22 protein-coding genes are annotated in these 26,458 nt (G+C 74.8%); 10 read left to right on the forward strand and 12 right to left on the reverse strand.

Going from position 1 to position 26,458, the window contains the following annotated elements; genetic code table 11:
- Position 1 precedes the first annotated feature (1 nt).
- Both AB0424_RS00260 and AB0424_RS00265 read right to left on the reverse strand, forming a co-directional pair.
- Positions 2–1,333 (reverse strand): MFS transporter, encoded by a 1,332-nt coding sequence (locus AB0424_RS00260; RefSeq protein ID WP_366300980.1) that lies wholly within the window; start codon positions 1,331–1,333, stop codon positions 2–4.
- A 58-nt stretch (positions 1,334–1,391) separates the two neighbouring features.
- Positions 1,392–2,528 (reverse strand): hypothetical protein, encoded by a 1,137-nt coding sequence (locus tag AB0424_RS00265; protein ID WP_366300981.1) that lies wholly within the window; start codon positions 2,526–2,528, stop codon positions 1,392–1,394.
- An 82-nt stretch (positions 2,529–2,610) separates the two neighbouring features.
- Here AB0424_RS00265 and AB0424_RS00270 point away from each other — a divergent pair, with 82 nt between their 5' ends.
- A complete protein-coding gene (locus AB0424_RS00270; RefSeq protein WP_366300983.1) occupies positions 2,611–3,063 on the forward strand; it encodes a DUF4442 domain-containing protein in 453 nt (150 codons plus the stop codon).
- A 246-nt stretch (positions 3,064–3,309) separates the two neighbouring features.
- Positions 3,310–3,963: a DedA family protein gene (locus AB0424_RS00275; RefSeq protein ID WP_366300985.1), complete on the forward strand. Its 654-nt coding sequence runs from the start codon at positions 3,310–3,312 to the stop codon at positions 3,961–3,963.
- 95 nt (positions 3,964–4,058) lie between these two features.
- Here the strand turns inward: AB0424_RS00275 and AB0424_RS00280 are convergent, their stop codons facing one another.
- The gene (locus AB0424_RS00280) at positions 4,059–4,586 is read right to left on the reverse strand and encodes a gamma carbonic anhydrase family protein (RefSeq protein ID WP_366300986.1); all 528 of its coding nucleotides are present in this window, start codon (positions 4,584–4,586) and stop codon (positions 4,059–4,061) included.
- Between the two features lie 131 nt (positions 4,587–4,717).
- Between AB0424_RS00280 and AB0424_RS00285 the strand changes: the two genes are divergently transcribed.
- Entirely contained in the window at positions 4,718–5,485 is a 768-nt protein-coding gene (locus AB0424_RS00285; RefSeq protein ID WP_366300988.1) for an acyltransferase, read from the forward strand.
- A 19-nt stretch (positions 5,486–5,504) separates the two neighbouring features.
- Here the strand turns inward: AB0424_RS00285 and AB0424_RS00290 are convergent, their stop codons facing one another.
- Positions 5,505–6,368, reverse strand: a complete 864-nt coding sequence (locus AB0424_RS00290; RefSeq protein ID WP_366300989.1) for a DMT family transporter — start codon at positions 6,366–6,368, stop codon at positions 5,505–5,507.
- Positions 6,369–6,480: 112 nt separating this feature from the next.
- Between AB0424_RS00290 and AB0424_RS00295 the strand changes: the two genes are divergently transcribed.
- Both AB0424_RS00295 and AB0424_RS00300 read left to right on the forward strand, forming a co-directional pair.
- Positions 6,481–7,053: an XRE family transcriptional regulator gene (locus AB0424_RS00295; protein ID WP_366301825.1), complete on the forward strand. Its 573-nt coding sequence runs from the start codon at positions 6,481–6,483 to the stop codon at positions 7,051–7,053.
- A gap of 44 nt (positions 7,054–7,097) precedes the next feature.
- The gene (locus AB0424_RS00300; RefSeq protein ID WP_366300990.1) at positions 7,098–7,661 is read left to right on the forward strand and encodes a YbaK/EbsC family protein; all 564 of its coding nucleotides are present in this window, start codon (positions 7,098–7,100) and stop codon (positions 7,659–7,661) included.
- A gap of 149 nt (positions 7,662–7,810) precedes the next feature.
- Here AB0424_RS00300 and AB0424_RS00305 read toward each other — a convergent pair whose 3' ends face one another.
- The 3 genes from AB0424_RS00305 to AB0424_RS00315 all read right to left on the reverse strand — a co-directional run bounded on the left by AB0424_RS00305 (position 7,811) and on the right by AB0424_RS00315 (position 11,377).
- Positions 7,811–8,251: a CoA-binding protein gene (locus AB0424_RS00305; protein WP_366300991.1), complete on the reverse strand. Its 441-nt coding sequence runs from the start codon at positions 8,249–8,251 to the stop codon at positions 7,811–7,813.
- A 79-nt stretch (positions 8,252–8,330) separates the two neighbouring features.
- Entirely contained in the window at positions 8,331–9,815 is a 1,485-nt protein-coding gene (locus AB0424_RS00310) for a carboxylesterase family protein (RefSeq protein ID WP_366300992.1), read from the reverse strand.
- 77 nt (positions 9,816–9,892) lie between these two features.
- Positions 9,893–11,377, reverse strand: coding sequence for a long-chain fatty acid--CoA ligase (locus tag AB0424_RS00315; RefSeq protein ID WP_366300994.1), 1,485 nt, complete (start codon positions 11,375–11,377; stop codon positions 9,893–9,895).
- 223 nt (positions 11,378–11,600) lie between these two features.
- Here AB0424_RS00315 and AB0424_RS00320 point away from each other — a divergent pair, with 223 nt between their 5' ends.
- From AB0424_RS00320 to AB0424_RS00335, 4 genes are all read left to right on the forward strand, one after another.
- Complete coding sequence (locus AB0424_RS00320) at positions 11,601–12,959, forward strand: helix-turn-helix domain-containing protein (protein ID WP_366300995.1); 1,359 nt, start codon at positions 11,601–11,603, stop codon at positions 12,957–12,959.
- A gap of 9 nt (positions 12,960–12,968) precedes the next feature.
- Entirely contained in the window at positions 12,969–13,595 is a 627-nt protein-coding gene (locus AB0424_RS00325; protein WP_366300997.1) for a YigZ family protein, read from the forward strand.
- Between the two features lie 226 nt (positions 13,596–13,821).
- Positions 13,822–14,991, forward strand: coding sequence for an exonuclease SbcCD subunit D (locus tag AB0424_RS00330; protein ID WP_366300999.1), 1,170 nt, complete (start codon positions 13,822–13,824; stop codon positions 14,989–14,991).
- Positions 14,988–18,092, forward strand: coding sequence for an SMC family ATPase (locus AB0424_RS00335; protein ID WP_366301000.1), 3,105 nt, complete (start codon positions 14,988–14,990; stop codon positions 18,090–18,092). The genes AB0424_RS00330 and AB0424_RS00335 overlap by 4 nt, the downstream gene beginning before the upstream one ends.
- On the opposite strand, the gene AB0424_RS00340 is transcribed toward AB0424_RS00335, so the two are convergent.
- The 3 genes from AB0424_RS00340 to AB0424_RS00350 all read right to left on the reverse strand — a co-directional run bounded on the left by AB0424_RS00340 (position 18,082) and on the right by AB0424_RS00350 (position 20,870).
- Positions 18,082–18,531, reverse strand: a complete 450-nt coding sequence (locus tag AB0424_RS00340) for an Lrp/AsnC family transcriptional regulator (protein WP_366301001.1) — start codon at positions 18,529–18,531, stop codon at positions 18,082–18,084. The genes AB0424_RS00335 and AB0424_RS00340 overlap by 11 nt on opposite strands.
- Positions 18,532–18,619: 88 nt before the next feature.
- Positions 18,620–20,323 carry a DUF885 domain-containing protein gene (locus AB0424_RS00345; protein ID WP_366301002.1) on the reverse strand — a complete coding sequence of 568 codons (1,704 nt, stop codon included), beginning with the start codon at positions 20,321–20,323 and terminating at the stop codon, positions 18,620–18,622.
- Positions 20,324–20,372: 49 nt separating this feature from the next.
- Positions 20,373–20,870 (reverse strand): Lrp/AsnC family transcriptional regulator, encoded by a 498-nt coding sequence (locus AB0424_RS00350; protein WP_366301003.1) that lies wholly within the window; start codon positions 20,868–20,870, stop codon positions 20,373–20,375.
- 59 nt (positions 20,871–20,929) lie between these two features.
- Here AB0424_RS00350 and AB0424_RS00355 point away from each other — a divergent pair, with 59 nt between their 5' ends.
- Complete coding sequence (locus AB0424_RS00355) at positions 20,930–22,156, forward strand: aminotransferase class I/II-fold pyridoxal phosphate-dependent enzyme (protein ID WP_366301004.1); 1,227 nt, start codon at positions 20,930–20,932, stop codon at positions 22,154–22,156.
- On the opposite strand, the gene AB0424_RS00360 is transcribed toward AB0424_RS00355, so the two are convergent.
- Both AB0424_RS00360 and AB0424_RS00365 read right to left on the reverse strand, forming a co-directional pair.
- On the reverse strand, positions 22,068–23,525 hold the full coding sequence (locus tag AB0424_RS00360; RefSeq protein ID WP_366301005.1) for a GNAT family N-acetyltransferase: 1,458 nt from the start codon (positions 23,523–23,525) through the stop codon (positions 22,068–22,070). The genes AB0424_RS00355 and AB0424_RS00360 overlap by 89 nt on opposite strands.
- 97 nt (positions 23,526–23,622) lie before the next feature.
- The gene (locus AB0424_RS00365) at positions 23,623–26,391 is read right to left on the reverse strand and encodes a DUF6493 family protein (RefSeq protein WP_366301006.1); all 2,769 of its coding nucleotides are present in this window, start codon (positions 26,389–26,391) and stop codon (positions 23,623–23,625) included.
- Between the last annotated feature and the right edge of the window lie 67 nt (positions 26,392–26,458).

Raw genomic sequence — 26,458 nt, forward strand, 5'->3', positions numbered from 1 at the left:
CTCAGGCCCCCTGCGGCGCGGCCGCCTGCTCCCGTTCGGCCGAGGGGTCGAGCGGGGAGCCCGCGACCTCCTTCGTGTGGACACGGCGGGTCAGGTTCCGCACGTCCGGCACGAGAAGGACGAGGGCGGTGACGACCACCATGAGGACGGCGGCGCCCCAAAGCGCCTCGCTGCGCCCGAAGGCGATCTCCGCGGGACCGGCGAGGGCGGTGGAGAGGGGCAGCAGGGCCGTCGAGCCGAACCAGTCGTAGGCGGAGACCCGGGAGAGCTTGTCCTCGGGGATCTCCTGGTGCAGGGCCGTCATCCAGGAGACGCCGAAGACCTCGATGGCCACGCCGCTGACGAACATCGCGGCCGTCAGCCCCAGCGCCGGCAGCGGCACGGCGAGCGCCGCCGAGGGCAGCGCGATCGGGAAGACGCACAGGGTCCCGACGTAGAGCAGGCGACGGGGCTTCCAGCGGGTCATGAGGACGGCTCCGGCCACCGTCCCGACGCCGTAGGCGGCCAGCGCCAGGCCCCAGGGGCGCGCGCCGCCGAGCTGGTCGCGGGCGACCAGCGGCCCGAAGACCGACTCGACCGCGCCGATCAGCGCCACCACGACCGAGAACTGGGCGACGATCGACCACAGCCACGGCCGGCCGACGAACTCCTGCCAGCCCTCGCGCAGATCGGCGAAGAGCCCGCCGCTCGGGGCGCGCTCCGGGATGCCGTCCACGTCGAGGAAGGCGCGCAGGCCGCCCGCGACGGCGAAGGCGAGCGCGTCGACGGCGAGGACCCAGCCGGGTCCGACGAAGGCGACGAGCGCGCCGCCGAGCGCGGCCCCGCCGATCCCGGCGCCGTGCATCGCCATCCGGTAGACGGCGAACGCCCGGCTGGCCTGCTCCCCGCTGACGCTGGACATCAGCATCGCCTCGGCCGCGGGGTTGAAGAACGCCTGCCCGGTGCCGCAGAGGGCGGTGAGGACCATCATCTGCCAGAGCTGGGCCTGGCCGGAGATGACGAGTGCGGCGAAGACGGCCTGCGAGACGCAGTTGAGGGCGTTCGCCGCGACCATCACCCGGTGCCGGGGTATCCGGTCGGCGACGGCGCCGCCGATGAGCAGGAAGAGCACGAGCGGCAGGAAGCGCGCCATCGCCACGAGACCCGCGTCCCCCGCGTCGCCGCCGGAGTCGAAGACCGCCCAGGTCGTGGCGATCAGCGCGCCGTGCGCGCCGAGGTTGGTCACGATCGTGGCGGCGGTCAGCAGGACGTAGTTGCGGCCCGCCCACGCGGGGCGCCGCGAGGAGAGCGGGGCGCGGCCGGGGGAGGCGGGGGAGTCGGCGGGATTGGTCACCCCGGGACTATCCCTGTCGCCTCCCCCTCCTGCCAAACCGGTATCCGGTGCGGACGCCTCAGGAACCGGACGCGAGCCGGACCGTGGAGAGGATCTGGCGGATCGTCGCGTCGGGCAGCTCGTCCTTCACGCCGTCCGCTCCGTAGAGGACCCAGGTGGTGAAGTCGCCCGCGGCGTTCTTGAAGGTGAAGGCGAACGCCTTGCCGTCCGTCTCGCACTTGTTGCGCTTCTTGACGTTCGGCGCCGTGGCGGTCGACAGGCTGCCGACGAGGCCCGACTTCGTGGTGTAGGGCACCGCCTTGGTGATCTTGATGGTGTTCTGCGGCATGTGCTGCGCGTAGCCGCCCCAGACCCAGGTGCCGGCCTCGTTGTACGCGGCCTCCGAGGTGTTCTTGGCGCCCTGGCCGCCCTTGGTGCCCGCGGTGCTCAGGCCCCAGGTCTCCTCGGTGCCGTTCTTGTCGGTGTCGTAGGTGCACCACTTGCTCTTGAAGCGGGTGGGGCTGGACATCGTGACGAGCGGCGAGCCGTCGTTCTTCTTCTCGTCGTCGAAGTAGGTGATCGACCCCGGCTTCATGACCTCCCACTCGGGCGGAACGTCGAAGAGGGTGCCGTACTTGGGGTTGTGGACGACCTTCCAGCCCGGGATGGTGGGCTGCTGCGCGGCTCCGTCGCGGGGGTTGTCGAGCGACGGAGAGGTGCTGGGCGTCGCATCCCCGGAGGGGGCCGAGGTCGTCGCGGACGGCTTCGGGTCGCCCGCGTCGGTGGTCTTGTCGTCGTCCTTGCCGAGCACCAGGTAGCCGGTGACGCCGGCGGCGACGACGACCGCGGTCGCGGCGACGATCGCCACGAGGGTCGTCTTCTTCTTCCCGTCACCCGGGCCGCCGGGCTGCCCCGGGCCGGGCACCGCGTACTGCTGGGGCACGGTCGGCTGCTGGTACGGGTTCGGCTGCCCGTATCCGGGCTGCTGGCCGTATCCCTGCTGCGGATAGCCCGGCGCGGCGGGCTGCTGCGGGTAGCCGGGCTGCGTCGGCGGCTGCTGCGGATAGCCGGGCTGCGTCGGCGGCTGCGGGTACCCGGGCTGGGCCGGCGGCTGCTGGTACGGGTTCGGCTGCTGGTACCCCGACTGTTGGTAGGGGTTCTGACTCTGGTCCTGCGGGTTCTGCTCGCCCCCGGGCGGCTGCTGTCCTGGCCACATGGCCAGTAACCATAGAGGTGTGCGGCCGGTCGGACCACGAGAGGGATGGCCAACGCTGCTACTGGTGGGTAACATCACGGCCATGAGCGCAGACCAGATGAACGTCGGCGAGATGCTCGCCGCCACGGTCCCCATGGCCGGAACCCTCAACCTGGAGTTCCTGGAGACCACCGCCGAGCGGGCCGTCGTGCGCCTGCCGGACCAGCCCGCCTACCACAACCACGTCGGCGGCCCCCACGCCGGAGCGATGTTCACCCTCGCCGAGTCCGCCAGCGGTGCCATCGTCCTCGCCGCCTTCGGCGACCAGCTCGGCCGCGCCGTCCCCCTCGCCGTCAAGGCCGAGATCGGCTACAAGAAGCTCGCGATGGGCCCGGTCACCGCGACCGCCACCCTCGGCCGCCCGGTCGCCGACGTCGTCGCCGACCTCGACGCCGGGCAGCGCCCCGAGTTCCCGGTCCACATCGACGTCACCCGCGAGGACGGCGCCGTCACCGGCGAGATGACGGTCGTCTGGACCCTCCGCCCGAACGGCTGACGGCCGGACCGGTCGCCGCGAACCGCCCCCGCGCCCCTCGGGTGCGGGGGCGTCGTGCTTCCCGCAGCCGGCGCGACGCCGGCCGGAGCGCCCCGCCCCGGGCGCCCGGAGCGCGCTCGCCCTCGCGCGGGGGCCGGGTGACCCAGGACTCACCACGGGCGTCGAGGTCCGTCCGTTCCGACCGATAGGCTGCCCGGGCGTGCCCGACGCGGTGCACGCCGGGCGGCCGACACGGGAGGAACCGCGTTGCACGTGCAGGAATGGCTGGAGACGATCCCGGCGGTCGCGATCTACGCGCTGGTGGGCGTGGTGATCGGCCTGGAGAGCCTGGGCATCCCGCTGCCCGGGGAGATCGTCCTCGTGAGCTCGGCGCTGCTCGCCTCGCAGCACGGCGAGATCAACCCGTACGTCCTGGGCGCCTGCGCCACCGCCGGCGCGATCATCGGCGACTCGATCGGCTACGCCATCGGCCGCAAGGGCGGCCGGCCGCTCCTCGCCTGGCTCGGCAGGAGATTCCCCAAGCACTTCAGCGAGGCCAACATCGGGCTCGCCGAGCAGTCCTTCCAGAAGTGGGGCATGTGGGCGGTCTTCTTCGGCCGCTTCATCGCCCTGCTGCGGATCTTCGCCGGACCGCTCGCGGGCGTCCTGCACATGCCGTACTGGAAGTTCCTCGTCGCCAACGTCCTCGGCGGCATCCTCTGGGCCGGCGGCACCACGGCCGTCGTCTACTCGGTCGGCATCGTCGCCGAGGCGTGGCTCAAGCGCTTCTCCTGGCTCGGTCTCGTCCTCGCCGTGCTGATCGGCGTCGCCTCGATGCTGGTCGTCCGCAACCGCGCCAGGAAGGCGGCCGCCGAGCGGGCCGCCGCCCCCGAGGCGGAGCCGGTCCCGGTCGCGGACTGACACCCGGACGAAGCGAGTGGAGGGCGGCACCCCGGCCGGGGTGCCGCCCTCCACGCCTTCCGCCTGACGGGCGCGCGCCCGGCGGATCGTACGGCTCAGTCCTCGAACGCCTCGGCGTGGCCCTTGGCGAGCAGCAGGTACATCTCGGCGTTCAGCTTGATGCCCTCCTTCTCCTCGTCGGTGAGGGGGCGGCGGACCTTCGCCGGGACGCCCGCGACCAGGGAGCCCGGCGGGATCACCATCCCCTGCGGGACGAGCGCCTGGGCGGCGACCAGCGAGCCGGCGCCGATCCGGGCCCCGTTGAGGACCGTCGCGCCCATGCCGACGAGCACGTCGTCCTCGATGACGCAGCCGTGCACGGTCGCGTTGTGGCCGACGGTCACCCGGTCGCCGATGGAGACGGGGAAGCCCGGGTCGACGTGGACGGTGGAGTTGTCCTGGATGTTGGAGTCCTCGCCGATCGCGATCGGACCGCAGTCCGCGCGCAGCACGGCGTGGTACCAGATGCTCGCTCGGGCGCCGAGCGTCACCTCGCCGAGCACCACGGAGGTCGGGGCGGTGAAGGCGGTCGGGTCGATCACCGGCTCCTTGCCGCCCACACCCTTGATCAACGCCTCTGTCATGGTTCGCTCCTGATCGTCAGCCGTCGTGTCGCGCCCGCGGACACTCCCGGCCGCAGCCTATGCCGTGCTCATGACGGACATCACAGCGCACCGCACTGATCAGGCACGACGGCGCCGACTACGGTGGCCGGGTGCCCAGGAACAGAAACACGTTCTCCTCTCTCGCCGCCTGGCGACGCCGGGTCCTGGCCAACGCCGTGCAGGGCGGCTGGCGCTGGGTGCAGCGGGCAGGCTCCGTCACCGCGGAGCATCCCGGGCGGCTGCGCTTCCGCAGGCTCGGCGCCGGCACCCGGCTGGCCTTCCCGCAGGGCACGGTCTTCGGCGAACCGTGGATCGAGATCGGCGAGTGCTGCATCATCGCCGAGCAGGTCACGCTGACGGCGGGGATGCTGCCGGACCTCGACCTCGGGCCGGACACCGTCCTGACCCTGGGGGACGGGGTGGTCCTCGGCCGGGGCAGCCACGTCATCGCCGACGCGCGGGTCTCCATCGGCTCGGACACCTACTGCGGGCCGTACGTCTACATCACCTCGACCAACCACAGCTACGACGACCCGGACGAGCCGGTCGGCCGCCAGTGGCCGCGCTCCGAGCCCGTCTCCATCGGGCCCGGCTGCTGGCTCGGCACGGGCGCCGTGATCCTGCCCGGGGCGCGGCTCGGCCGGAACGTGGTGGTCGCGGCGGGCGCGGTGGTGCGCGGCGAGGTGCCCGACCACTCGGTGGTCGCGGGCGCGCCCGCCAGGGTCGTCCGCAGCTGGGACCCGGAGAAGGGCTGGCAGCCGCCGATCCGCACGCCCGCCCCGGTGCCCATCCCGGAGCACGTCACCCCCGAGCAGCTCGCGGCGCTGGCGGCCTGGGAGGCCCAGCGGGCCGAGCCCACGGAGTCCGTGCCGTCCTGACCGGCCCGGGCGCGACCGGCTAGCCGGTCGCGAGGAGGACCGTGCCCACCAGCGCCAGGCCCGCGCCTGCCGCCTGGACCGCGCGCAGCCGTTCCTTGAGGACGCCGCGGGCCGCGAGCGCGGTGACGACGGGGTAGAGACTGGCCAGCACCGCGGCCACGGTGACCGGGCCCTGCTGCGCCGCGATCGCGTACGTGCCGTTGGCGGCGACGTCGGCGAGGCCCACGAAGGCGAGGGCGGGCAGGGCCGCGCGGACGACCGCGGGGCCGCCCTCCGGAAGCGCCCGGCCGCCGCGGCCCACCGACGCGAGGAGGGCGGCGCCGCCCACCAGGACGTTCGTGACGCGCTGGACGAACAGGGCGAGGAAGAGGCCGGTGACCGTGGTGGACGCCTCGGAGATGAGGGCCATCACCGAGCCGAAGCCGATGGCGGCGAGCAGGGTCAGCAGGACGGCCTGGCGCCGGACGGGCGCGCCGCGCAGTTCGGGGCCGCCCGCCAGGACGACGCCGAGGACGGCCACGCCGATGCCGGCGAACTGGAGCAGACCCGGCCGGTCCCCGACGAGGAGTCCCACGGAGACGGGGACGACCACGCCGAGCGAGCCCAGCGGGGAGACGACGCCCATGGGGCCGAGGGCGAGGGCCTTGTAGAAGGCGAGCATGGCCGCCGGACCGACGACGCCGGCCCCGACCGCGTACCAGAGTCGGGGTCCCGCCTCGCTCCCGGCCCCGGTGGCGAGGACGATCGTGCCGAGGACGAGGACCGCGAGGACCTGGGAGACCACGACGACCGTGAGGGCGGGGATCCGGCGGGTGAGCAGTCCGCCGCCGAAGTCGGCGAGCCCCCAGAGCAGACTGGTGGCCAGGGCGAACAGGGCGGTCATGGAAGCCTCGCAGTCGCGTACGGCGGGACGCAGTACAGTGCGGTGAACGATCGGGTACACCCCACCGTAGTTCAGTTTGTTGAACTCTGTCATCCAGAATATTGGACGGAACGTGTCGGACCTCGACCAGCTGACGCAGTCGCTCGCCCGCAACCTGAAGCGCTGGCGCAAGGAACGGGGCTTCACCCTGGACGCGCTCGCCGCACGTGCGGGGGTCAGCCGCGGGATGATCATCCAGATCGAGCAGGCCAGGACCAACCCCAGCGTCGGCACCACGGTGAAGCTGGCCGACGCGCTCGGCGTCTCCATCACGACCCTCCTCGACTACGAGCAGGGCCCCCAGGTCCGGCTGGTCCCGCCCGGCCAGGCCGTCCGCATGTGGTCCACCTCCACCGGCAGCCACACCACCCTGCTGGTCGGCACCGAGGCCCGCGGCCCCCTCGAACTCTGGTCCTGGACCCTCATGCCGGGCGACGGCAGCGCCTCCGACCCGCACCCCGAGGGCACGACCGAGCTCCTCCACGTCACCGCCGGCGTCCTCACCCTCGTCGTGGACGGCGAGGAGCACACCCTGCCCGCCGGCACCTCAGCCGTCTTCGAGGCCAACGTGGCGCACGTCTACCGCAACGACGGCGACGAGCCGGCCGAGATGACGATGGCCGTCTCCATCCCGCCCGTACGCTGAGACGAACGCCCCCGCCCCGGCTCCGGGTTGTTAGCGTGAGGCCCATGCGCGCACCCCTCGGAGACTTCGACGACGCCCGGCCCGCCCCCGACTGCCTGGACCTGCTGACCGGCCCCGTCGCCGCCGCCGTCCGCGCCTGGACGGGTCCCGTCCCGGCCGACCGACTGCTGTACGTGGACACCGACCCGGCCATCGCCGACACCGCCGACTTCGTCGCGCACCACGGCCCCGACCTGCTCGACGCGTCCGCCAACTGCGTGGTCGTCGCGGGCAGGCGCGGCCAGACGACGACCCTGGCCGCCTGCGTCGTGAAGTCCGCGACCCGGGTCGACGTCAACGGGGTGGTGCGGGGGCACCTCGGCGCCCGCAAGGCGTCGTTCGCGCCGATGGAGGCCGCCACCGGCGAGACCGGCATGGAGTACGGCGGCATCACGCCGATCGGCCTCCCGGCCGACTGGCCCCTGCTCGTCGACGCGGCCGTCCTGGACACCGAGTGGGTCCTCGTCGGCAGCGGACGCCGCCGCGGCAAGCTCATCCTGCCCGGCAAGGCATTCGCCCAACTGCCGGGCGCGGTCGTCCTGGAGGGCCTCGGCGTCCCGGCCGGCTGACCCGTCCCGGTCCGCCGGCCCCGGCACCGTACGACGACGGCCCCCGCGGGTACGACGGCCTCGCCCCGGTACGACGACGGCCCCTGCGCCGTACGACGACGGCCCCGTCCGGCGCCGCTCGGGCGCCGACGGGGCCGGTCCGCGCGCGGTCAGCCGAGGCGCGGGATCTCGATCGCGGGGCAGCGGTCCATCACCATGTCCAGGCCGGCTGCGCGGGTCCGGGCGAAGGCGTCGTCGTCGATGACGTCCAGCTGGAACCAGACCGCCTTGGCGCCGATCGCGACCGCCTCGTCGGCGATGCCGCCCGCCTGGTCGCCGTTGACGAACACGTCGACGACGTCGACCGGGAAGGGGATGTCGGCCAGGGAGGCGTACCCCTGCTCGCCGTGGACCGTCTCCGCCTTCGGGTGGACCGGGACGATCCGCTTACCGAAGCGCTGGAGCACGGCCGCCACGCCGTACGCGGCCCGCGCCCGATTGGAGGAGAGCCCCACGACGGCCCAGGTGTCGCCCGTGGACGTGAGGATCCGCCGTACCGTCTCCGCGGCGGAGGAGCCGGTCGGCTCGGTGGTCGTGGTGTCGACGCTCATCGTTACTGCTGCCTCTCCTCGGCGCGGCCCGTCCACGAGGAGAACGAGCCGCGCGGCGCGGTGATTCCCGGTGGACGCCTCAGACGTCCCAGGCGAGCCGTTCGGCCTCGCGCGGGGCCTCCACGAGGGACGGAGCGCCCGGGCCGAAGGTCATCACCGGGCGGGCCGCGTCCCAGGCGCGCCAGCCCGGGTCGCCGGTCGCGGCGAAGGCCGTCCAGGCCGCGTGCATCGCCGTCGCCAGCTCCCTCGGCGCGTCCGGACCGGTCAGGGCGCGGGTCTCCGGCAGGTCCAGCGTGTCGAAGACGAAGCCGAGCTCCAGCGCGTGGCAGGCACCGAGACCGAGGACCGGGGAGCGCCAGCCGAACTCGTAGAGATGCGTGCCGCCGGGAGCGCCCGCTCGCAGACGGGCGTCCGCCAGCCGGTTCAGCGGGATCCGCAGCAGCTTGTCCGTGGCGATCGCGCCGAGCACCTCGCCCGGCTTCTCCCGCCGCCGGCCCGCCCGGTACACCCGGGCCGTCCGCGACGGCACCCCGGTCTTCCACAGCAGCAGGCGCTGGGTGAGGGAGCCGATCCGGTCCACCACACCGCCGGGCACGAACCAGAGCCGGTACTCCTCGGTGGTCGTCCCCATCAGGACGTCCACCCCCTCCGAGGCCCCGGCCGCCAGCGCCTCCGCCGGATCGCGCGGCAGGACCTCCCCGTCCACGGCGATCTGGAAGGAGTGTCCGCCGGTCAGCGGCGAGCCCTTGCCCGTGACCTCGGTCTGCGCCGCGAGCAGGTGCTCCCGGTCCACCCGCCCGAACGCCTCCGCCGTCGCCGGCACCCCGAGCCGCGCCGCCACCGCCTCGGTGGTCCGGCGGGCCCCGGCCAGCGGCAGCGCCATCGGAGCCCCGCTCTGCAGCACCGCCCGCCGGAACAGGCCCTCGGCGAGCGGCGAGGCGAGGAGCGCCGCGATCGATATCGCCCCCGCGGACTCGCCGAACACCGTCACCCGCTCCGGGTCGCCGCCGAACGCCGCGATGTTCTCCCGCACCCAGCCGAGCGCGGCGATCTGGTCGCGCAGCCCCGGATTGGCGGGGGCGTCCGGGAAGACCCCGAACCCCTCGACGCCCAGCCGGTAGTTGACCGAGACGAGCACCACGCCGTCGCGGGCGAAGGCGGTGCCGTCGTAGACGGGGACCGACGAGGAGCCGTGGACCAGCGACCCGCCGTGGATCCAGACCATCACCGGCCGCCCGCCGGCCGCCACGGCGTCGTCCGACGGCCCCGAACCGTCCCACGGCGCCCACACGTTCAGGTTGAGACAGCCGTCGCCCGCGACCGAGGGGTCGGGCAGGAGCGCGTCGAGCGGTGGCGCGTAGGGCCGCTTCGGCGCCGTCGGCCCGAAGGCGGTGGCCTCCCGCACGCCTTCCCAGGGCTCGGCGGGCTCCGGTGCCCGGAAACGCAGCGCACCCACGGGCGGCCGCGCGTACGGGATTCCCAGGAAGGAGGCCACCCCGTCCTTCAGGGAGCCGCGCAGCGCGCCGGCGCGCGTCCGCGCCTCGGCAGGAACGTGATCCGACATCGATGCGGGCCTTTCTCGCGGACGACGCGACCGGGACGACGGCAGGGGGTCGACGGGACCCGAGGACACGGACACCCCTAGCTCCCCGACACCAGTGCGCGCTTGAGGACCTTGCCGGTCGGGCCGAGCGGCAGCGCGTCGACGAAGCGCACGATCCGGGGGTACTTGTGGCGGCCAAGCCGCTCGCGGGACCACTCCACGAGCGCGTCCTCGGTGAGCGGGGAGCCCTCGCGGCGGACGACCACCGCGCAGACCTCCTCGCCCTTCCGCTCGTCGGGGACGCCGATCACCGCCACCTCCGCGACCGACGGATGGCGGACCAGGACCTCCTCGACCTCGCGCGGGTAGATGTTGAACCCGCCGCGGATCACCAGGTCCTTCTTGCGGTCCACGATCCGCAGGAAGCCGTCCTCGTCGCGGGAGCCCAGGTCGCCCGTACGGAACCAGCCGTCCACGACCGCGGCCGCGGTCGCCGCCGGGTCGTCGAGGTACCCGGCGAAGACGTTGTGCCCGCGCACCACGACCTCGCCGACCTCGCCGTCGGCCAGCAGACGGACCTCCCCCTCGACGGCCGCGTCGGCGACGCCCACCTCGACCCCCCACACCGGATGCCCGACCGTCCCCGGCCGCCGTCCCAGGTGCGGCTGGTTGAAGGTGGCCACCGGCGACGTCTCCGTCAGGCCGTATCCCTCCAGCACCTGCGTGCGGAAGGCGTCCTCGAAGCGCTCCAGGACCGCGACCGGCAGCGCCGCGCCGCCCGACACCGCGGCGCGCAGGGCCGCCGGCCGCAGCTCCGACCCCGCCGCCGCCTCCACCAGGGCGTGGTACATCGTCGGCACCCCCATGAAGACCGTCACCCCCTCGTCGGCGAGGATCCGCAGCGCGGCGGGACCGCTGAACCGGGGCATGAGGACGAGCGTCGCGCCCCGCCGGAGGGTGCCGTTCATCGCGCACGTCTGGCCGTAGCTGTGGAACAGCGGCAGACAGCCGAGGACCACGTCGCCCTCGCCGAGGCCGAGGAGGTCCTGCGACGTCACGGACGCGTTCATGACGATGTTGAGATGGGTCAGCAGGGCGCCCTTGGGGCGGCCCGTCGTCCCGCTCGTGTACAGCACCACGGCGACCCCGCCCGGCTCGGACGGCTCCGGCGCGGCCAGCGGCTCCGCGGCCGACGGAGCACCCTGGAAGGCGCGCACCCCGGCGGCCCGGGCCGCCTCGTCGGCCACCGTCCACAGGGGCCCGCCGCTGACGATCCCGACGGCGCCGCTGTGCTCCAGGACGTAGCGCACCTCGTCGGCGACGAGCAGCGCGTGCACCGGCACGACCGTCGCACCGGCGGCGAGCGCCCCGTAGTACACCCGCAGGAACTCGACGGTGTTCGGCAGCAGCACGGCCACCCGGTCGCCCGGCTTCACCCCGGCCTCCCGCAGCCCCGCGGCGCACCGCAGCGCCTCCGTCCACAGCTCTCCGTAGGTGAGCCGGGTCGCCCCCTCGACGACCGCGATCCGGTCGGGGAAGTGACGGGCGGACTCGCCCAGCACACCGGCGACGCTCAGTGACATGACACGCTCCAGGGACACGGAGCCGGCGGCGCCGCGGAGACCGCTCGGGGAAGCGGAGGCGACGGCGCCGTCGACCATCGGCTGACACGGCACAGACTCCGCCGAGACCCCGCCCGCGCGCCATGTGCAGACGCCCACCATGTGACGGACCGAGCTGGGCAGCGGCCCCACCGTCCGGCCCGAACCGTGGCATCCGCCAAATTCCGGCGTTACCGTGCGACCCATGACGCACAGCTCGGCCGCACCCGGCGAGCCCCCAGGGGCGCGCTCCGGCGGAAGCCACACCCCCCTGGGCGGCGCCGGAGGCTCCGGCGCGCTCCGCCGCTCCCTCGCCACGGCCATGCTCGGCGAGGTCGACCGGCTCACCGACCGCGCCGTCGACGACATCCGCGCCCACTCCGGTACGTACGCCTCCGGGGCTCCCGTCACCCGCGAGGACCTCTGGGAGATCTGCCGGGACAACCTCATCCGGGCCCTGGAGGACTTCGGCGGCCTGGAGGCGACGGGCGGCGACTTCGAGTGGGCGGCCCGCGAGACGGGCCGCCGCCGCGCCGAGCAGGGCGTGCCGCTCGACACCGTGCTCCAGGCGTACCGGCGCGGCGGCCGGATCCTCTGGCAGGTCATGGCCGAGCACCTCCGGGTCCGGGCCGGCCGGGGCTCCGACAGCCGGGACATCGAACTCGACATGGCCGGCGGCGTCTGGGAGACCATCGACCGCTTCTCGGTCGCCATGGCCGACGCGTACCGGATCGCCCAGCTGGAGCTGCAGAGCCGCCAGGACACCCGGCGCGTCGCCCTCTTCGAGGCCCTCCTCGACGGCCGCGCCGACGACCCCGCCGTCGCCTCGGCGGCCGCCGCCGCGCTCGGCGTCCCGGCGGTCGACCGCTACGTGGTCGTCGTCGCCGCCCAGGACCCGGCCGCCCCGCCGCATCTCGCGCCGGTCCTCGACGCCCACGGCCTCTGGTCCTTCTGGCGGCCGCGCTCCGGCCGGTACGCCGGGATCGTGCGGCTGCCGGGCCGCGCCACGCCCCCCGGCCGGTCCGCGACCGGCCCCGGCGTGGCCGACCCCGTGGCGCCCGGCCTGCTCACCGCCCTGCGCGAGCGGACCGGCGTGACCGCCGGCGTCTCCCCGGAGTTCGAGCGGCTCTCCCAGGCCGGCCGCGCCCTGCGCCTCGCCGAACAGACCCTGCGTACCCTGCGGGCCGGCAGCGGCGAGGTCGCGGGCTTCGACGCCCGGCTCGCCGAGGTCCTCCTCAGCGGCCGTACCGACATCGCCGAGCGGATCGTCACCGTCCACCTCGGCCCCGTCCTCGCCACCGGCGGCGAACGGGCCGCACTCCTCACCACCCTGCGCGCCTGGCTCGACCACGGCTGCTCGGCCTCCCGCGCCGCGGAGCAGCTCTACTGCCACCGCAACACGGTCCTCAACCGCATCGGCCGCATCGCCGAGCTCACCGGCCGCTCCAGCGAGTCCGGTGAGGCCCGCCTCGGCTGGGCCCTGGCCCTGCGCGCCCTGCCGTACGCCGGCCGCACTCCCGCGCCCGCACCGGCCGCGGGAGAACGGCGGACCGACGGAACGTAGGCTGGCCGGATGCAGGAGCAGTACCGCACCCTGGCCCGCGAGGGCGTGCACGAGACCGAGATCAACCGCTCGCGCTTCCTCTGCGCGCTGGCACCCGTCGCCGACGAGAGGGAGGCGCAGGAGTTCGTCGCCCGCATCCGCCGCGAGCACCCGACCGCCAGCCACAACTGCTTCGCGTACGTCCTCGGCGCCGACGCCTCCGTCCAGAAGGCGAGCGACGACGGCGAACCCGGCGGCACCGCCGGCGTCCCCATGCTCCAGATGCTGCTCCGCCGCGAGATGCGGTACGTCGCCGCCGTCGTCACCCGCTACTACGGCGGCGTGAAGCTCGGCGCCGGCGGCCTCATCCGCGCCTACGGCGGCGTGGTGGGCGAGGCACTCGACGCCCTCGGCACCGTGACCCGCCGGCGCTACCGTCTCGCCACCGTCACCGTCGACCACCAGCGGGCCGGCAAGCTGGAGAACGACCTGCGCGCCACCGGCCGAGCCGTCCGCGACGTCCGCTACGCCGACGCCGTCACCCTGGAGATCGGCCTCCCCGACTCCGACGTCCCCGCCTTCCGCGCCTGGCTCGCCGACGCGACCGCCGGCACGGCCACCGTCGAACTCGGCGGAGAGGCGTACGGCGACGCGTGATCCCGCGCGGCGCCGCCGCGGTGTGACACGCCCCACCCGCCCGCGGCGCCACCCGCACGGATGGTCCGCCCACGACCCTTGTCCGGCGCGCGATCGCGGTGCGGCGGTCCGCCGGCACCGGTTTCCCGGACGGCCTCGCCCACCCCGTCCGCCGGGATAGCGTGGAGGCCGCACAGGACGGGACGAGCGGGCGAGGAGCGGCGCACATGCGGGGTGGGACGGCATCGTGAGGCTCCTGCACACCTCGGACTGGCATCTCGGCCGGTCCTTCCACCGGGTCGGTCTCCTCGACGCCCAGGCCGCCTTCCTCGACCACCTCGTGGCGGCCGTCCACGAGCACGAGGTCGACGCCGTCCTCGTGGCCGGGGACGTGTACGACCGGGCCGTGCCGCCGCTGCCCGCCGTCGAACTCTTCGACACCGCCCTGCACCGCCTCGCCGAGGCGGGCGTCCCCACCGTCATGATCTCCGGCAACCACGACTCCGCCCGCCGCCTCGGCGTCGGCGCGGGGCTCATCCGGCGGGCCGGCATCCACCTCCGCACCGACCCCGACGGCATCGGCACCCCCGTCGTCCTCGCCGACGGACACGGCGACGTCGCCCTCTACGGCCTGCCCTACCTCGAACCCGCCCTCGTCCGCGACCGGCTCGGCGCGACGAAGGCGGGCCACGAGGCCGTGCTCGCCGCCGCCATGGACCGGGTCCGCGCCGACCTCGCGACCCGGCCCCCCGGCACCCGCTCGGTCGTCCTCGCCCACGCCTTCGTCGCCGGCGGCGCGCCCAGCGACAGCGAGCGGGACATCACCGTCGGCGGCGTCTCCGCCGTGCCCACCGGGGTCTTCGACGGCGTGGACTACGTGGCCCTCGGCCACCTCCACGGCAGCCAGACCCTCACCCCCCGCGTGCGCTACTCCGGCTCACCCCTCGCGTACTCCTTCTCCGAGGCCGACCACCGCAAGACGATGTGGCTGATCGACCTCGGCGCGGACGGCGCGGTCACCGACGCCGTGCGCCTCGACTGCCCCGTCCCGCGGACCCTCGCCCGGATCCGCGGCCGGCTCGACGACCTCCTCGCCGACCCCGCGCTCACGCCCCACGAACAGGCGTGGGTGGAGGCCACCCTCACCGACCCGGTCCGGCCGGCCGAGCCGATGAACCGGCTCACCGAGCGGTTCCCGCACACCCTCCACCTCGTCTTCGACCCCGAGCGGACCGCCGACGACACCGGCGCCTCCTACGCCCAGCGGCTCCGGGACCGCAGCGACCGGCAGATCGCGGAGGACTTCGTGGCCCACGTGCGCGGCGGCGCGACCCTCGACGGCGCCGAACGCGCCGTCCTCTACGGGGCGTTCGACGACGTGCGCGTCGACACGACCGAACGGGAGGCGGACCGATGAGGCTGCACCGCCTGGAGATCACCGCGTTCGGGCCCTTCGGCACCACGCAGTCCGTCGACTTCGACGCCCTGTCCTCGGCGGGACTCTTCCTCCTGCACGGACCGACCGGCGCCGGCAAGACCTCCGTCCTCGACGCCGTCTGCTTCGCCCTGTACGGCAGCGTCCCCGGCGTCCGCCAGGCCCCCGGCACCACCCTGCGCAGCGACCACGCCCCCGTCGGCACCTCCACCGAGGTCCTGCTCGACCTCACCGTCGGGGAACGGCGCCTGGAGATCACACGGCGGCCCGCCCAGCAGCGGCCCAAGAAGCGCGGCGGCGGGTTCACCACCGAGAAGGCCCAGACCTGGCTGCGCGAGTACGACCACGCCACCGGCGAATGGACCGGCCTCAGCCGCTCCCACCAGGAGACGGGGGAGGAGATCACCCAGCTCGTCGGCATGAGCCGCGAGCAGTTCTGCCAGGTCGTCCTGCTCCCGCAGGGCGACTTCGCGAAGTTCCTCCGCGCCGACGCCGAGGCCCGCGGCAGGCTCCTCGGACGGCTCTTCGACACCCGCCGCTTCGCCGCCGTCGAGGAGCGCCTCGCCGACCTGCGACGCGCCGCGCTCCAGCAGGTGGAGCAGGGCGACGGGCGGCTGCTCGCCCTCACCCACCGCATGACGCAGGCCGCGAGCGGCCTGGACGCCGCCCGCACCCCGGTCGAGGGGCGGCCCGGTGAACCCGGCCTCGCCGACGCCGCCCTCGCCTGGGCCGCCGTCGCCCGCACCGAGGCCCGCGAGGCCCTGGACATCGCCGGCGTGCGGTGCGCCGGAGCCGAGACCGCCCAGGCCGCCGCGCGCGCCGCGCTCGACGCCGAGAACGACCTCGCCGCCCGCCAGGCCCGGCACGCCGACGCGCTCCGGCGCCGCGAGCGCCTGACCGCCCAGGCCCCCGAGCGCGACCGCCACCAAGCCGCGCTCGACCGCGGCCTCAAGGCCGACCGCGTCGCCCCCGCACTCGGTCTGCGCCGCGACGCCGAGCGCGAGCACGCCGGCGCGCACGCCGCCCGCGACCGCTCTCGCGCCCAGCTGCCCCCCGACCTCGGCGACGCCGGGGCCGAGCAGCTCTCGGCGCTCGAACACCGCCTCCGCGAGGACCTGGGCGGCCTCGAAGCCGCCCGCCGCGCCGAGCGCCGTGCCGCCGTCATCGCCGACGAGCGGGCCGTCCTGACCCGCGAGGCCCGCGCCGACGAGGACGCCCTCCAGGACGCGGCGGGCTGGCTCGCCGGCTGGGAGCCGCGCCGCGCCGGGCTCGTCGAGAGAGTCGAGGCCGCGACGGACGCCGCCGCGCGCGCCGAACACCTCGCCGGGCGGCTGGAACCCGCCCGCCGTCGGCTCGCCGCCGCCCGCCGGCGCGACGCCCTCGCCGACTCCACCCGGGCGGCCGAGGAGCGCCTCGCGGACGCCCGCGAGCTCCGCAACTCCGCGCACGAGACCTGGCTCGACGTCAAGTCCCGCCGCCTGGAGGGCATCGCCGCCGAACTCGCGGTCACCCTCGTGCCGGGCGACCCCTGCCAGGTCTGCGGCTCCACCGCCCACCCGGCTCCCGCCCGCACCACCGCCGGCCACGTCGACCGGGCCACGGAGGACGCCGCCTATGCGGCGTACACCGCGGCCGAGGAGACCCGCACCGCGGCCGAGCGCGAGGTCGCCGGCGCCCGCGAAGCCTGGTCCGCGGCCCGTGCGGAGGTCCTCGCGGTGCCTTACGGGGCGGAACGCGACACCACGGCCGGCGGCCGGTCCGCTGCCGAAGCCGCCGTGCGGACTTCCCCCGACGAAGCGCCCGAGCCCACCGTCGACGCACTGGCCCGCGAGGTCGAGGAGCTGGCGCGGCTGCACGCCGAGGCACACGCGCTGGCCGGGCGGACACACGGCGCGCGGGAGGCGCTCGCGCGGGCCGAGCGGGAGCACGAGGAGCGGGTGGGCGCCCAGCGGGAGGCCGAGCGGCGGGTCGCCGCGAGGACCTCGCGGCGGGAGGCGCTGGATCGCGAGCAGACCGCGCTGGACGAGGAACTCGCCCGCGGACGCGGCACGTTCGCCTCCGTGGCCGAGCACGCCACGGTGCTGGAGCGGCGGATCGCCCTGCTGGTCGACGCCGCCGGGGCCGTACGCTCCGCCGAACTCGCCGCCCAGCGGCTCAAGGAGGCCGACGACCGGCTCGCCGACGCGGCCTACCGTGCCGGCTTCACCACCCCGGAGGAGGCTTCCGGCGCGCTGCTCGACGAGCGGGAGCGTCGCGACCTCCAGCACCGCGTGGACGCCTGGCGGGCCGAGGCCGCCGCGGTCGCCGACCGGCTGGCCGAACCCGGCACCGAGGAGGCCGCCGCCCTCCCGCCCGCCGACCCCGCCGCGGCGCAGGCCGCCCACACGGCGGCGGAGCGTGCCCTGCGCACGGCCGCCTCCGCGCTGTCCGCGGCGCGGGAACGCGCCACGGGCCTGACCGCGCTGTCCCGGGAGGCCGCCGCCGAGGTCCGCCGACTGGGCCCGCTGCGCGAGGAGTACGACCGGGTGGCCCGGCTCGCCGGCCTCACGGCGGGGACCTCCGCCGAGAACGAGCGCCGGATGCGCCTGGAGTCGTACGTGCTGGCCGCCCGGCTCGAACAGGTCGCCGCGGCGGCGACCGCCCGGCTCCAGCGGATGTCCGCGGGCCGTTACACACTCGTCCATTCCGACGCGCGCTCCGGCGGCAAGCGGGCCGGCCTCGGGCTGCACGTCGTGGACGCCTGGACCGGCAACGAGCGGGACACCGCCACCCTCTCCGGGGGCGAGACGTTCTTCGCCTCGCTCGCCCTGGCGCTCGGCCTCGCCGACGTCGTCACCGACGAGGCGGGCGGCGTCCGGCTCGACACCCTCTTCATCGACGAGGGGTTCGGCAGCCTCGACGAGCAGACCCTCGACGAGGTGCTCGACGTCCTCGACTCGCTGCGCGAGCGCGACCGCAGCGTCGGCATCGTGAGCCACGTGGGCGACCTCCGCCGCCGCGTCCCCGCCCAGCTGGAGGTCGTCAAGGCGCGGCACGGCTCGGCCGTGCGGCTGCGGACCGGCGCGGAGGCGCTCAGCGGCTGACGGCGCGCCGGGCCAGCGGCGAGGAGTAGACGACGCTCGTCGTCACCGAGCCGAGTGTGGAGATCTTCCCCGTGATCTCCTCCAGGTGCCGCATCGACCGGGCGGCGACCTTCAGCACGAAGCAGTCGTCACCGGTGACGTGGTGCGCCTCCAGGATCTCCGTCGTGGCGTCGAGCAGGTCGTGGAAGGGCTTGTAGTTGCCGTGCGGATAGCGCAGCCGCACGAAGGCCAGGATCGGCATGCCCAGCCGGTCCTGGTCGACGATCGCGGTGTACCCGGCGATCACCCCCGCCTCCTCCAGACGCCGCACCCGCTCGGTCACCGCGGACGGCGACATCGACACGGCGCGCGCCAGCTCGGCGAAGCTGGCGCGGCCCTCGCTCTGCAGGGCCTCCAGGATGCGCCAGTCGGTGGCGTCCGGGGTGTAATCGTTGCTCATGGCAGAGACCCTGCCGGGGAATCCCCGGCCGATCAAGAAGACGGCCGGGGATTCTCATGATGCGGAAGGGCTTCCGCGACGGGTCGTGTCAGAGGCGCGACAGCTCCTCGACCAGGTCGTCGAGGCCCAGCGGACCCTGCGACAGCGCCGCCATGTGCCATGCCTTCGCGTCGAACGCGTCGCCGTGCGCCGCCATCGCGTTGGCGCGGCCGAGCAGCCAGGCGCGCTCGCCCAGCTTGTAGCCGATGGCCTGACCGGGCATCGAGAGGTAGCGGGTCATCTCGCTCTCCACGAAGGCCGCCGGACGGCTGCTGTGCAGCTGGAAGAACTCCTGGGCGAGTTCCGGGGTCCACGTCTCGCCCGGGTGGAACGGCGAGTCCGCCGGGATCTCCAGCGCGAGGTGCATGCCGATGTCCACGATGACGCGACACGCGCGCATCATCTGGCCGTCGAGGTAGCCGAGGCGCCGCTCCGCGTCCGGCAGGAAGCCGAGTTCGTCCATCAGCCGCTCCGCGTAGAGCGCCCAGCCCTCCACGTTCGCGCTGACCTTGCCGAGCGTGGCCTGGTAGCGGGAGAGCCGGTCGGCGACGTGCACCCACTGCGCGATCTGCAGGTGGTGGCCGGGCACGCCCTCGTGGTACCAGGTCGACACCAGGTCGTACACCGGGAAGCGGGTGGTGCCGTCGACCGGCAGCCAGGTGCGGCCGGGGCGCGAGAAGTCCTCGGACGGGCCGGTGTAGTAGGGGGCCGCCGCGCCGCCGGGCGGGGCGATCCGGGACTCCACCCGCCGGACCCGGTCGGCCAGTTCGAAGTGGGTGCCGTCCAGTGCCTCGATGGCCTCGTCCATCAGCCCCTGGAGCCAGACGCGGACCTCCTCCGTGCCCTCGATGTGCGTGCCGTGCTCGTCGAGGTGGGCGAGCGCCTCCCAGGGGCCCGCGCCGGGCAGGATCCGCTCGGCCTCGACGCGCATCTCGGCGAGCAGCCGGTGGTACTCGGTCCAGCCGTACGCGTACGCCTGGTCGAGGTCGAGGTCGGTGCCGTTGAAGTAGCGGGTCCAGCGCTGGTAGCGCTCGCGGCCCACGGTGTCCGGCGCGCCGGCGACGGCGGGCGCGTACACGTCGCGCATCCAGTCGCGCAGCGCGGCGACGGCGGCGGTGGCGTCCTTGCCCGCCGCCGCGAGCTCGGCCCGGAGCGCGGCGGGCAGCGAGTCGGGCCCGGAGGCGGCGAACTCCTCGAACCAGCCCGGCTTCGCGGCCGGTCCGCCGGACCACTCGGTGAGCTGGCCGATGAAGGTGTCGGTGGGGCGGGGGCCGCCGAAGAGCTTGCGCTCCAGGCCGAGTTCGAGGGAGGAGCGGTATCCCTCCAGGGCCGCGGGGACCGCGCGCAGCCGGGCGGCCACCGCCGTCCAGTCCTCCTCGGTCTCGGTGGGCATCACCGTGAAGACGATCCGGACGCTGTGCGCGGGGGAGCGCATGTTGCTGACCGCGCAGAGGCTCTCCTCGGCCTCGTGGACGGCGAGTTCCGCCGTCAGGCGCTCGCGCAGCAGGCGGGCGCACCGGCGCTCGGCCTCGCCGTCCGCGCCGGGAGCGCGCTCCGCCTCGTCGAGGCGGGCGAGGGTGCGGCGTGCGAGGTCGGCGACGGCCCGCTGCCCGGCGGGTGAGAAGTCGGGCAGCAGTCCGGCGCTCTCCTTGACTCCCAGGTACGTTCCGGTGATCGGGTCGAGGGCGATGAGTGCGTCGACGTGATCGTCGGCGACCTGGCGGGGCAGCGCGCTGCTGGAAGTCTCTGGCATGGGGGTCATCCTGGCGCCTAGGACGGGCCCGCGTCACCCTCGTCCGGCCTCAGTCGGCTGACATGGAGGGGCTCGGCCCCGGCGGCAGAAGCGGCCCGCACTCCCACTGCTGGAAGATCAACCGGGTCTCCACCCGGGCGACCTCGCGGCGCGAGGTGAACTCGTCGAGCACGAGTCGTTGCAGGTCGGCGGGGTCCGCCACCGCCACGTGGACCAGGTAGTCGTCCGGGCCGGTGAGGTGGAAAAGGGCCCGGGACTCGGGAAGGGCGCGGATGCGGTCGACGAACGGACCGATCAGTTCCCGCCGATGGGGGCGGACCTGGACGAGAAGCAACGCCTCGAGCCCGCGGCCGAGTTTGGCCGGATCCAGTCGTAGCTGGTGTCCGAGGATCACGCCGGTGCGGCGCAGGCGGGCCACCCGGTCCAGGCAGGTCGAGGGCGCCACGCCGACTTCGGCGGCGAGTTCGCGGTAGGTGGTCCGGGCGTCGTTCTGCAGGAGGCGAAGAATGTGCAGATCGACCGCGTCCAGTACGACAGAATCGGCCATTCGCCGAACGTAGCACGGTCATTTTCCGCTACTTCCCGGTATCCGTTCACAGTGCCGCCATGGACGCCATGGACTACGGCACCTCGGCCACCCCGAGGGCCCTTGCCACCGATGCCGTGCACGCCGGCCGCGAGGATCTCGCCGGGCTCGGACTGCACGCCCCGCCGCTCGATCTGTCCACCACCTACCCCTCGTACGACGCCCGGGCGGAGGCCGCCCGGATCGACGAGTTCGCCACCACCGGCGCCCGCCTCGACGGGCCGCCGGTCTACGCCCGGCTCGACAACCCCACCGTCGCCCGCTTCGAGGAGGCACTCGCGCGGCTGGAGGGTACCGAGGCCGCCGTCGCGTTCGCCAGCGGCATGGCGGCGTTCACCGCCGTCCTGCTCGCCCGGGCGAGCCAGGGCCTGCGTCACGTGGTGGCGGTCCGCCCGCTCTACGGGTGCAGCGACCACCTCCTCGACGCGGGGCTGCTCGGCACCGAGGTCACGTGGACCGACCCGGCGGGCATCGCGGAGGCGATCCGTCCCGACACCGGCCTGGTCATGGTCGAGTCGCCCGCCAACCCGACCCTCGCCGAGGCGGACATCCGGGCCCTGGCCCACTCCTGCGGATCGGTGCCGCTGCTGGTCGACAACACCTTCGCCACCCCGGTGCTCCAGCGCCCCGTCGAGCAGGGTGCCCGCATCGTGCTGCACAGCGCGACCAAGTACCTGGGCGGCCACGGCGACGTCATGGGCGGGATCGTCGCCTGCGACGAGGAGTTCGCCCGGACGCTCCGTCAGGTCCGCTTCGCCACCGGCGGGGTGCTCCACCCGCTCGCCGGCTACCTGCTGCTGCGGGGTCTCTCCACCCTGCCGGTACGGGTGCGGGCGGCCTCGGCCTCGGCCGCCGAACTCGTCCGGCGGCTCGCCACCGACCCTCGGATCGCCCGGGTGCACTACCCGCGGATCGGCGGCGCGATGATCGCCTTCGAGGTGTACGGCGACCCGCACGACGTGATCGCCGGGGTCCGGCTCATCACCCCGGCGGTCAGCCTCGGCAGCGTCGACACGCTCATCCAGCACCCGGCCTCCATCAGCCACCGGATCGTGGCCGAGGGAGACCGGCGCTCGGCGGGCGTCAGCGACCGCCTGCTGCGGATGTCGGTCGGCCTGGAGGACGTCGAGGACCTGTGGCGGGACCTGACCCAGGCGCTCAGCGCTCCGCCCGCCGCGCCCCTCCGTGCGGCTGCTCCTGCTGCGTCCGGCCGGCAGATCGCTGCGCCGAGGCCAGCCGGGCGGTGATCACCAGGGTGCCCTCCTCGATCTGGTAGTCGAGGGGCAGGTTCAGCGCCCGCATCGCGGCCACCATCCCCGTGTTGGAGGACTGCGTCACGGCGTACACGCTGTCGCAGCCGGCCTCCTCGGCCATCGCCACGAGCCGGCCGAGGAGTTCGGAGCCGATCCCGCGCCGCTGCCAGTCGTCCTCGACCATGAGGGCGACCTCCGTCTCGTCGCCGTCCCACAGCAGGTGGCCGAGGGCGACGAGACGGCCCGACGTCGTCTGCACGGCGAGGGTGCGCCCGAAGCGGGGGCTGAGCAGGTGGTCGAGGTAGCGGTCCGCGTCACCGACCGGGCCGTGGTACCGCAGGCTCAGGGTGCGGGCCGAGCAGCGGTCGTGCATGGCGCGCGCGGCGGCCAGGTCGCGCTGGTCGGCACGGCGGACGGTGATCTCGTTGCCCTCGGGCAGGGTCAGCACGTCCTGGCTGCGCGGCACGCGCGGGCCGAGCCGGGCGTCGAGCTCCACGAGCGCCCGGGCCCGGGCGAACTCGGTCGGGGTGAAGGCGAGGTAGGGCCGCTCGATGACGATCGAGCCGCCGTGCGGGTCGCGCAGCCGCATCACGGTCTCCTCCAGGACCCCTTCGACCGGCGCCTGCTCGCCGATCGGGCGGCCGGTGAGCGAGACGGCGGGCACGGAGTGGAGCGTGCAGCGGCCGAGGAGCTGGCGCAGCGCGAGCGGGAGTTCGGCCGCGTCGAGCGCGGTACGGGTGGCCAGGCCGAGGACCCGGGTGGGCGTGTCCACCAGGTCGTGGGCGTCGGCACGTTCGGTCCAGGTGTCGCGGCCGCCGGCCGCCGCGGTCTCACGGGCGAGGGCGTGGGCGGAGAGGTCCGCCGGGGCGCGGAGCAGGAACTCGTCGACCGTGCCGTCGGCGAGCGGGTGCGTCTGGAGGGTGAGGATGTCCACCCGCAGGCGGGCGAGGACGGTGCACAGGGCTGCGAGGCTGCCCGGGGTGTCCGCGACCGTGGTCCGCATCCGCCACAGCACCGTCTCGGCCGGCGCCCCCGACCGGTCCTGCGCCTCCGGGGCATCCCGTCCTTCGCCGGTCGACGGTGCGGTGGTGGAACGCCCGTCGGTGACACCGGGTGTGTCATCGCCGGGCGGGGCATGGCTGGCATGGCCGTGGCGCCGTGCCCACCAGGTGTGGAACGTGGCCGTGGCGGCCAACGCGATCGCCGAGAAGACCAGCAGGTAGGGTCCGTCCGGGCCCTTGGCGATGGTCTTGGCGATCGTGTCGGCCACCACCACGGCGGTGAACAGCGCGGCCAGCTCGATCAGGTCGTGCCGCCAGTGGTGCGGGCGGCGGGTGCTCTTCGAGGACGTCACATCGGTCATGCCCTCACTGTGACCCAGCGGTGTTGCGTGATCACGAACGCTTTGTGACTGACGGGTTAAGCGGCGATCTGGAGCCTTAACGACCGATTCAGGCCGTTTATGGCGTGGTCTGACCGGTCCCCTGGTGGAGTGCGTTCAGCAGCCGCTTCGCCTGGGTCACCAACCGGGTGGAACCTCCACGCGCCACCAGCGCGGACAGCCCCGACGGCACGCCGTCCGCCCCGCACCGCTCCACACAGTCCGCCGCCACCGCGAGCACCTCGCCCAGGCCCCGGACCGGCTTCTCCGGGACCAGCGTCGCCGGCAGGGCCGCCGCCAGGACCGCCCAGACCGTCGCGTACGCACCCGCGTCCGCCGCCGTCCGAGCCGCGTCCGCCAGCCGGTTCGGCTTGACGGTGCCCTCGGCGACCAGCCACCCGAGCTCTTCGCCCACCCCGCGCGCGTCCAGATCGCCCCGGGCCGCGAGCACCAGCAGGGCGTCCACCGCCCGCAGCCGGTCGTCCGCGTCCCCCGCGCCCAGCCCCAGTGCCAGGGCCAGGGCGACGGCCCGGCCCACCCGACCCTCGGTCTCCGCCAGCGGGGCCAGCGGCTCCGTCGACTCCCGAGAACTGTCGAGGGTCCGCGCCACCGACGGCAGCACGCAGGCCGCGAGCACCTCGCGGTCGGCCGGCAGGACCGCCGCCCAGTGCTCCATGCCGGTGACCCAGTGGGGACAACGGCGGGGCGTCGCCTCCAGGGTGCCGCCCAGCCACCGGAACGCCGCCGGGAACTCCTCCCGCAGGACGGTACGGTCGGCGAGGTCGACGACCAGCCGATCCCGGATCGACCACCTCGTCAGCGACCGGTCCCCGTCCCTCCGGAGGAAGCGCACGCTCGCGGCCATCGGCTCGTCCGCCCGCAGCCACGCCGCCAGCCGCCGGCCGGCCCCGGTCCCCAGATCCGCCGCCTGGACGGCGGCCTCCCCGGCCTCCGGATCGTCCCGCAGCACCCTCAGCAGCGCCTGCGCGAGGTCCGCCGGAGCGGGCTCGACGCCCGCGTCCCGCAGGGCGCGCAACCGCTCCACCAGCACCCGCGGGGCGATACCGCCGCCGTCCAGGGTCGGCGCGGCGAGCAGGAACGGCAGCGCGTCCGTGCCGACGAGCGCCGCGGCCTCCCACAACCTGGTGTCCGTGATCTCCGTCAGGCCCTGGTGCAGACAGTCCGGCGTCGCCCCGCCCCGAGCGAGCCGGGCCGCGATCCACGCCGGCTCCGCGATGCCGAGCAGCCCCGCGAGGACCGCGTGCAGCCCGTGGGAGTGGTGCGTGAAGTGGTGCGGCTGCTCCCACTCCACGGTGGCGAACGCCTCCCGCACCGCACGCGCCACACCCTCCCGGTCCCGGTGGGCGTGCCGCACCAGTCCGTCGAAGGCCCGCTCGAACCGGACGGGGTCGTCGGAGACCCCCTTCGCCAGCAACTCCTCCACCAGCGCCTCCACCGACGTCGCCGGCGGCTCGACGCGCCGCGGTCCGGTCACCGGCGGGAGGATCTCCTCGTACGGCTGACGGCTCCGCGCGACCGGCGCCGTCCCGAACAGGTCCGCCACGGCCTGCCCGTGCACCGGCCCCGACTGTCCGGCCCGGTCGGCCAACTCCCTCCGCACCGAGGCGTCCACCGCCGACAGGTGCCGGCCCACCAGCTTCAGCGCCCGCTCCTGCAGCGCGGTGTCCTCGTGCCCGAACACCTCGGCCACGGCCGGCAGCAGCACGTCCGCGGCACCCGGCTCGCGCACCAGCACCTTGCCGACCAGGACCAGCTGCGCCTGCACCAGCTTCTTCTCGCTACGGAAGAACACCGCGCTCGTCATCTCGGCCAGCGCGGAGGTCGGCAGCCTGCCTTCCAGCGCGAGTGCGGCCAGCGCCTCCTGCGCGTACCCGGCGACCGGCGACGGAGCGTCCGCCGCGATCCCGATCAGGTCCGGGACCCGTTCGCCGAACTCCGCCGCCGTCGGTCCGAGCAGCCTCAGCACCTCCAGCGGGAACCGCAGGTCGTGCAGACGCCCCCCGCGCAGCAGCCGGGAGAGAGCCGCGTCCACGACCTCCGTCCGGTCCACCACGCCCTCCCCGACGAGCGTCGCGACCGCCGTCGGCCAGTGCCTCGGCGAGTCGGCCTCGACCGACCAGGTCAACTGCTCCGCGGGCTCCGGCATGGACAGGGCGTGCACCACGAGGAACGGCGTCTGCGGATCCACCCGCAGCCGCTGCACGAGCGGCGGAGCCTCGTCCGCCCGATGCACCCAGCGCCCGCCGGGCGTCACCTCACGCGCCCAGCCCCGCACATAGCCGTCCGAGGCGGGCACCGCGCAGCCCGACCGCTCCACCAGACGGCGGATCAGTCCGTAGCTCCGCTCCGCCACGGCCGGCCGCGCGGCGAGCCGGCCCGCCAGCTCCGCCTGCCACTCCGCGCTCCGCCCGGCCACCACCCGCAGCACCAGGCCCGCGTCCTGCGAACGCCAGGCCGGCAGGTCACGCCCCCCGAGCCAGGTGGCCGCCCCCGCCGCCCCCGGATGACAGCCGGCCCCGGCGACGTACAGCCCGCGTCGCACGAGAGCCGCCTCCCGCTCCCGCGTGCCCGCCCAGCCCCGCACCTCCGTGCGCAGCGCCTTCAGCCGTCCGAGTGCCGCCTTCCGCCCGGCCGCGTCCAGCGGTTCGAGCAGGACGGGCACCTCCTGGAAACTCCCCGCCCGTACGGCCTCGACCAGCGCGTCGACCCCCACGGCCCTCCCGGTGTCCATGCCCTTCCCGCCCCCCACGGCCTTCGTTCCTTCCCCGGCCTTCTCGGTCCCGGTCTCCACGGACCCCTCACTCCCCGGTGCCTCGTCGTTCCCCATGGCCCGCTCCTTCCTCCCGCCCCTCGTCGACGTCCCGGCCCCGCCCGTACGCGCGCCTTCCCCCTTC

This window comes from Streptomyces sp. NPDC051180, assembly GCF_040689545.1.
Lineage (GTDB): Bacteria > Actinomycetota > Actinomycetes > Streptomycetales > Streptomycetaceae > Streptomyces.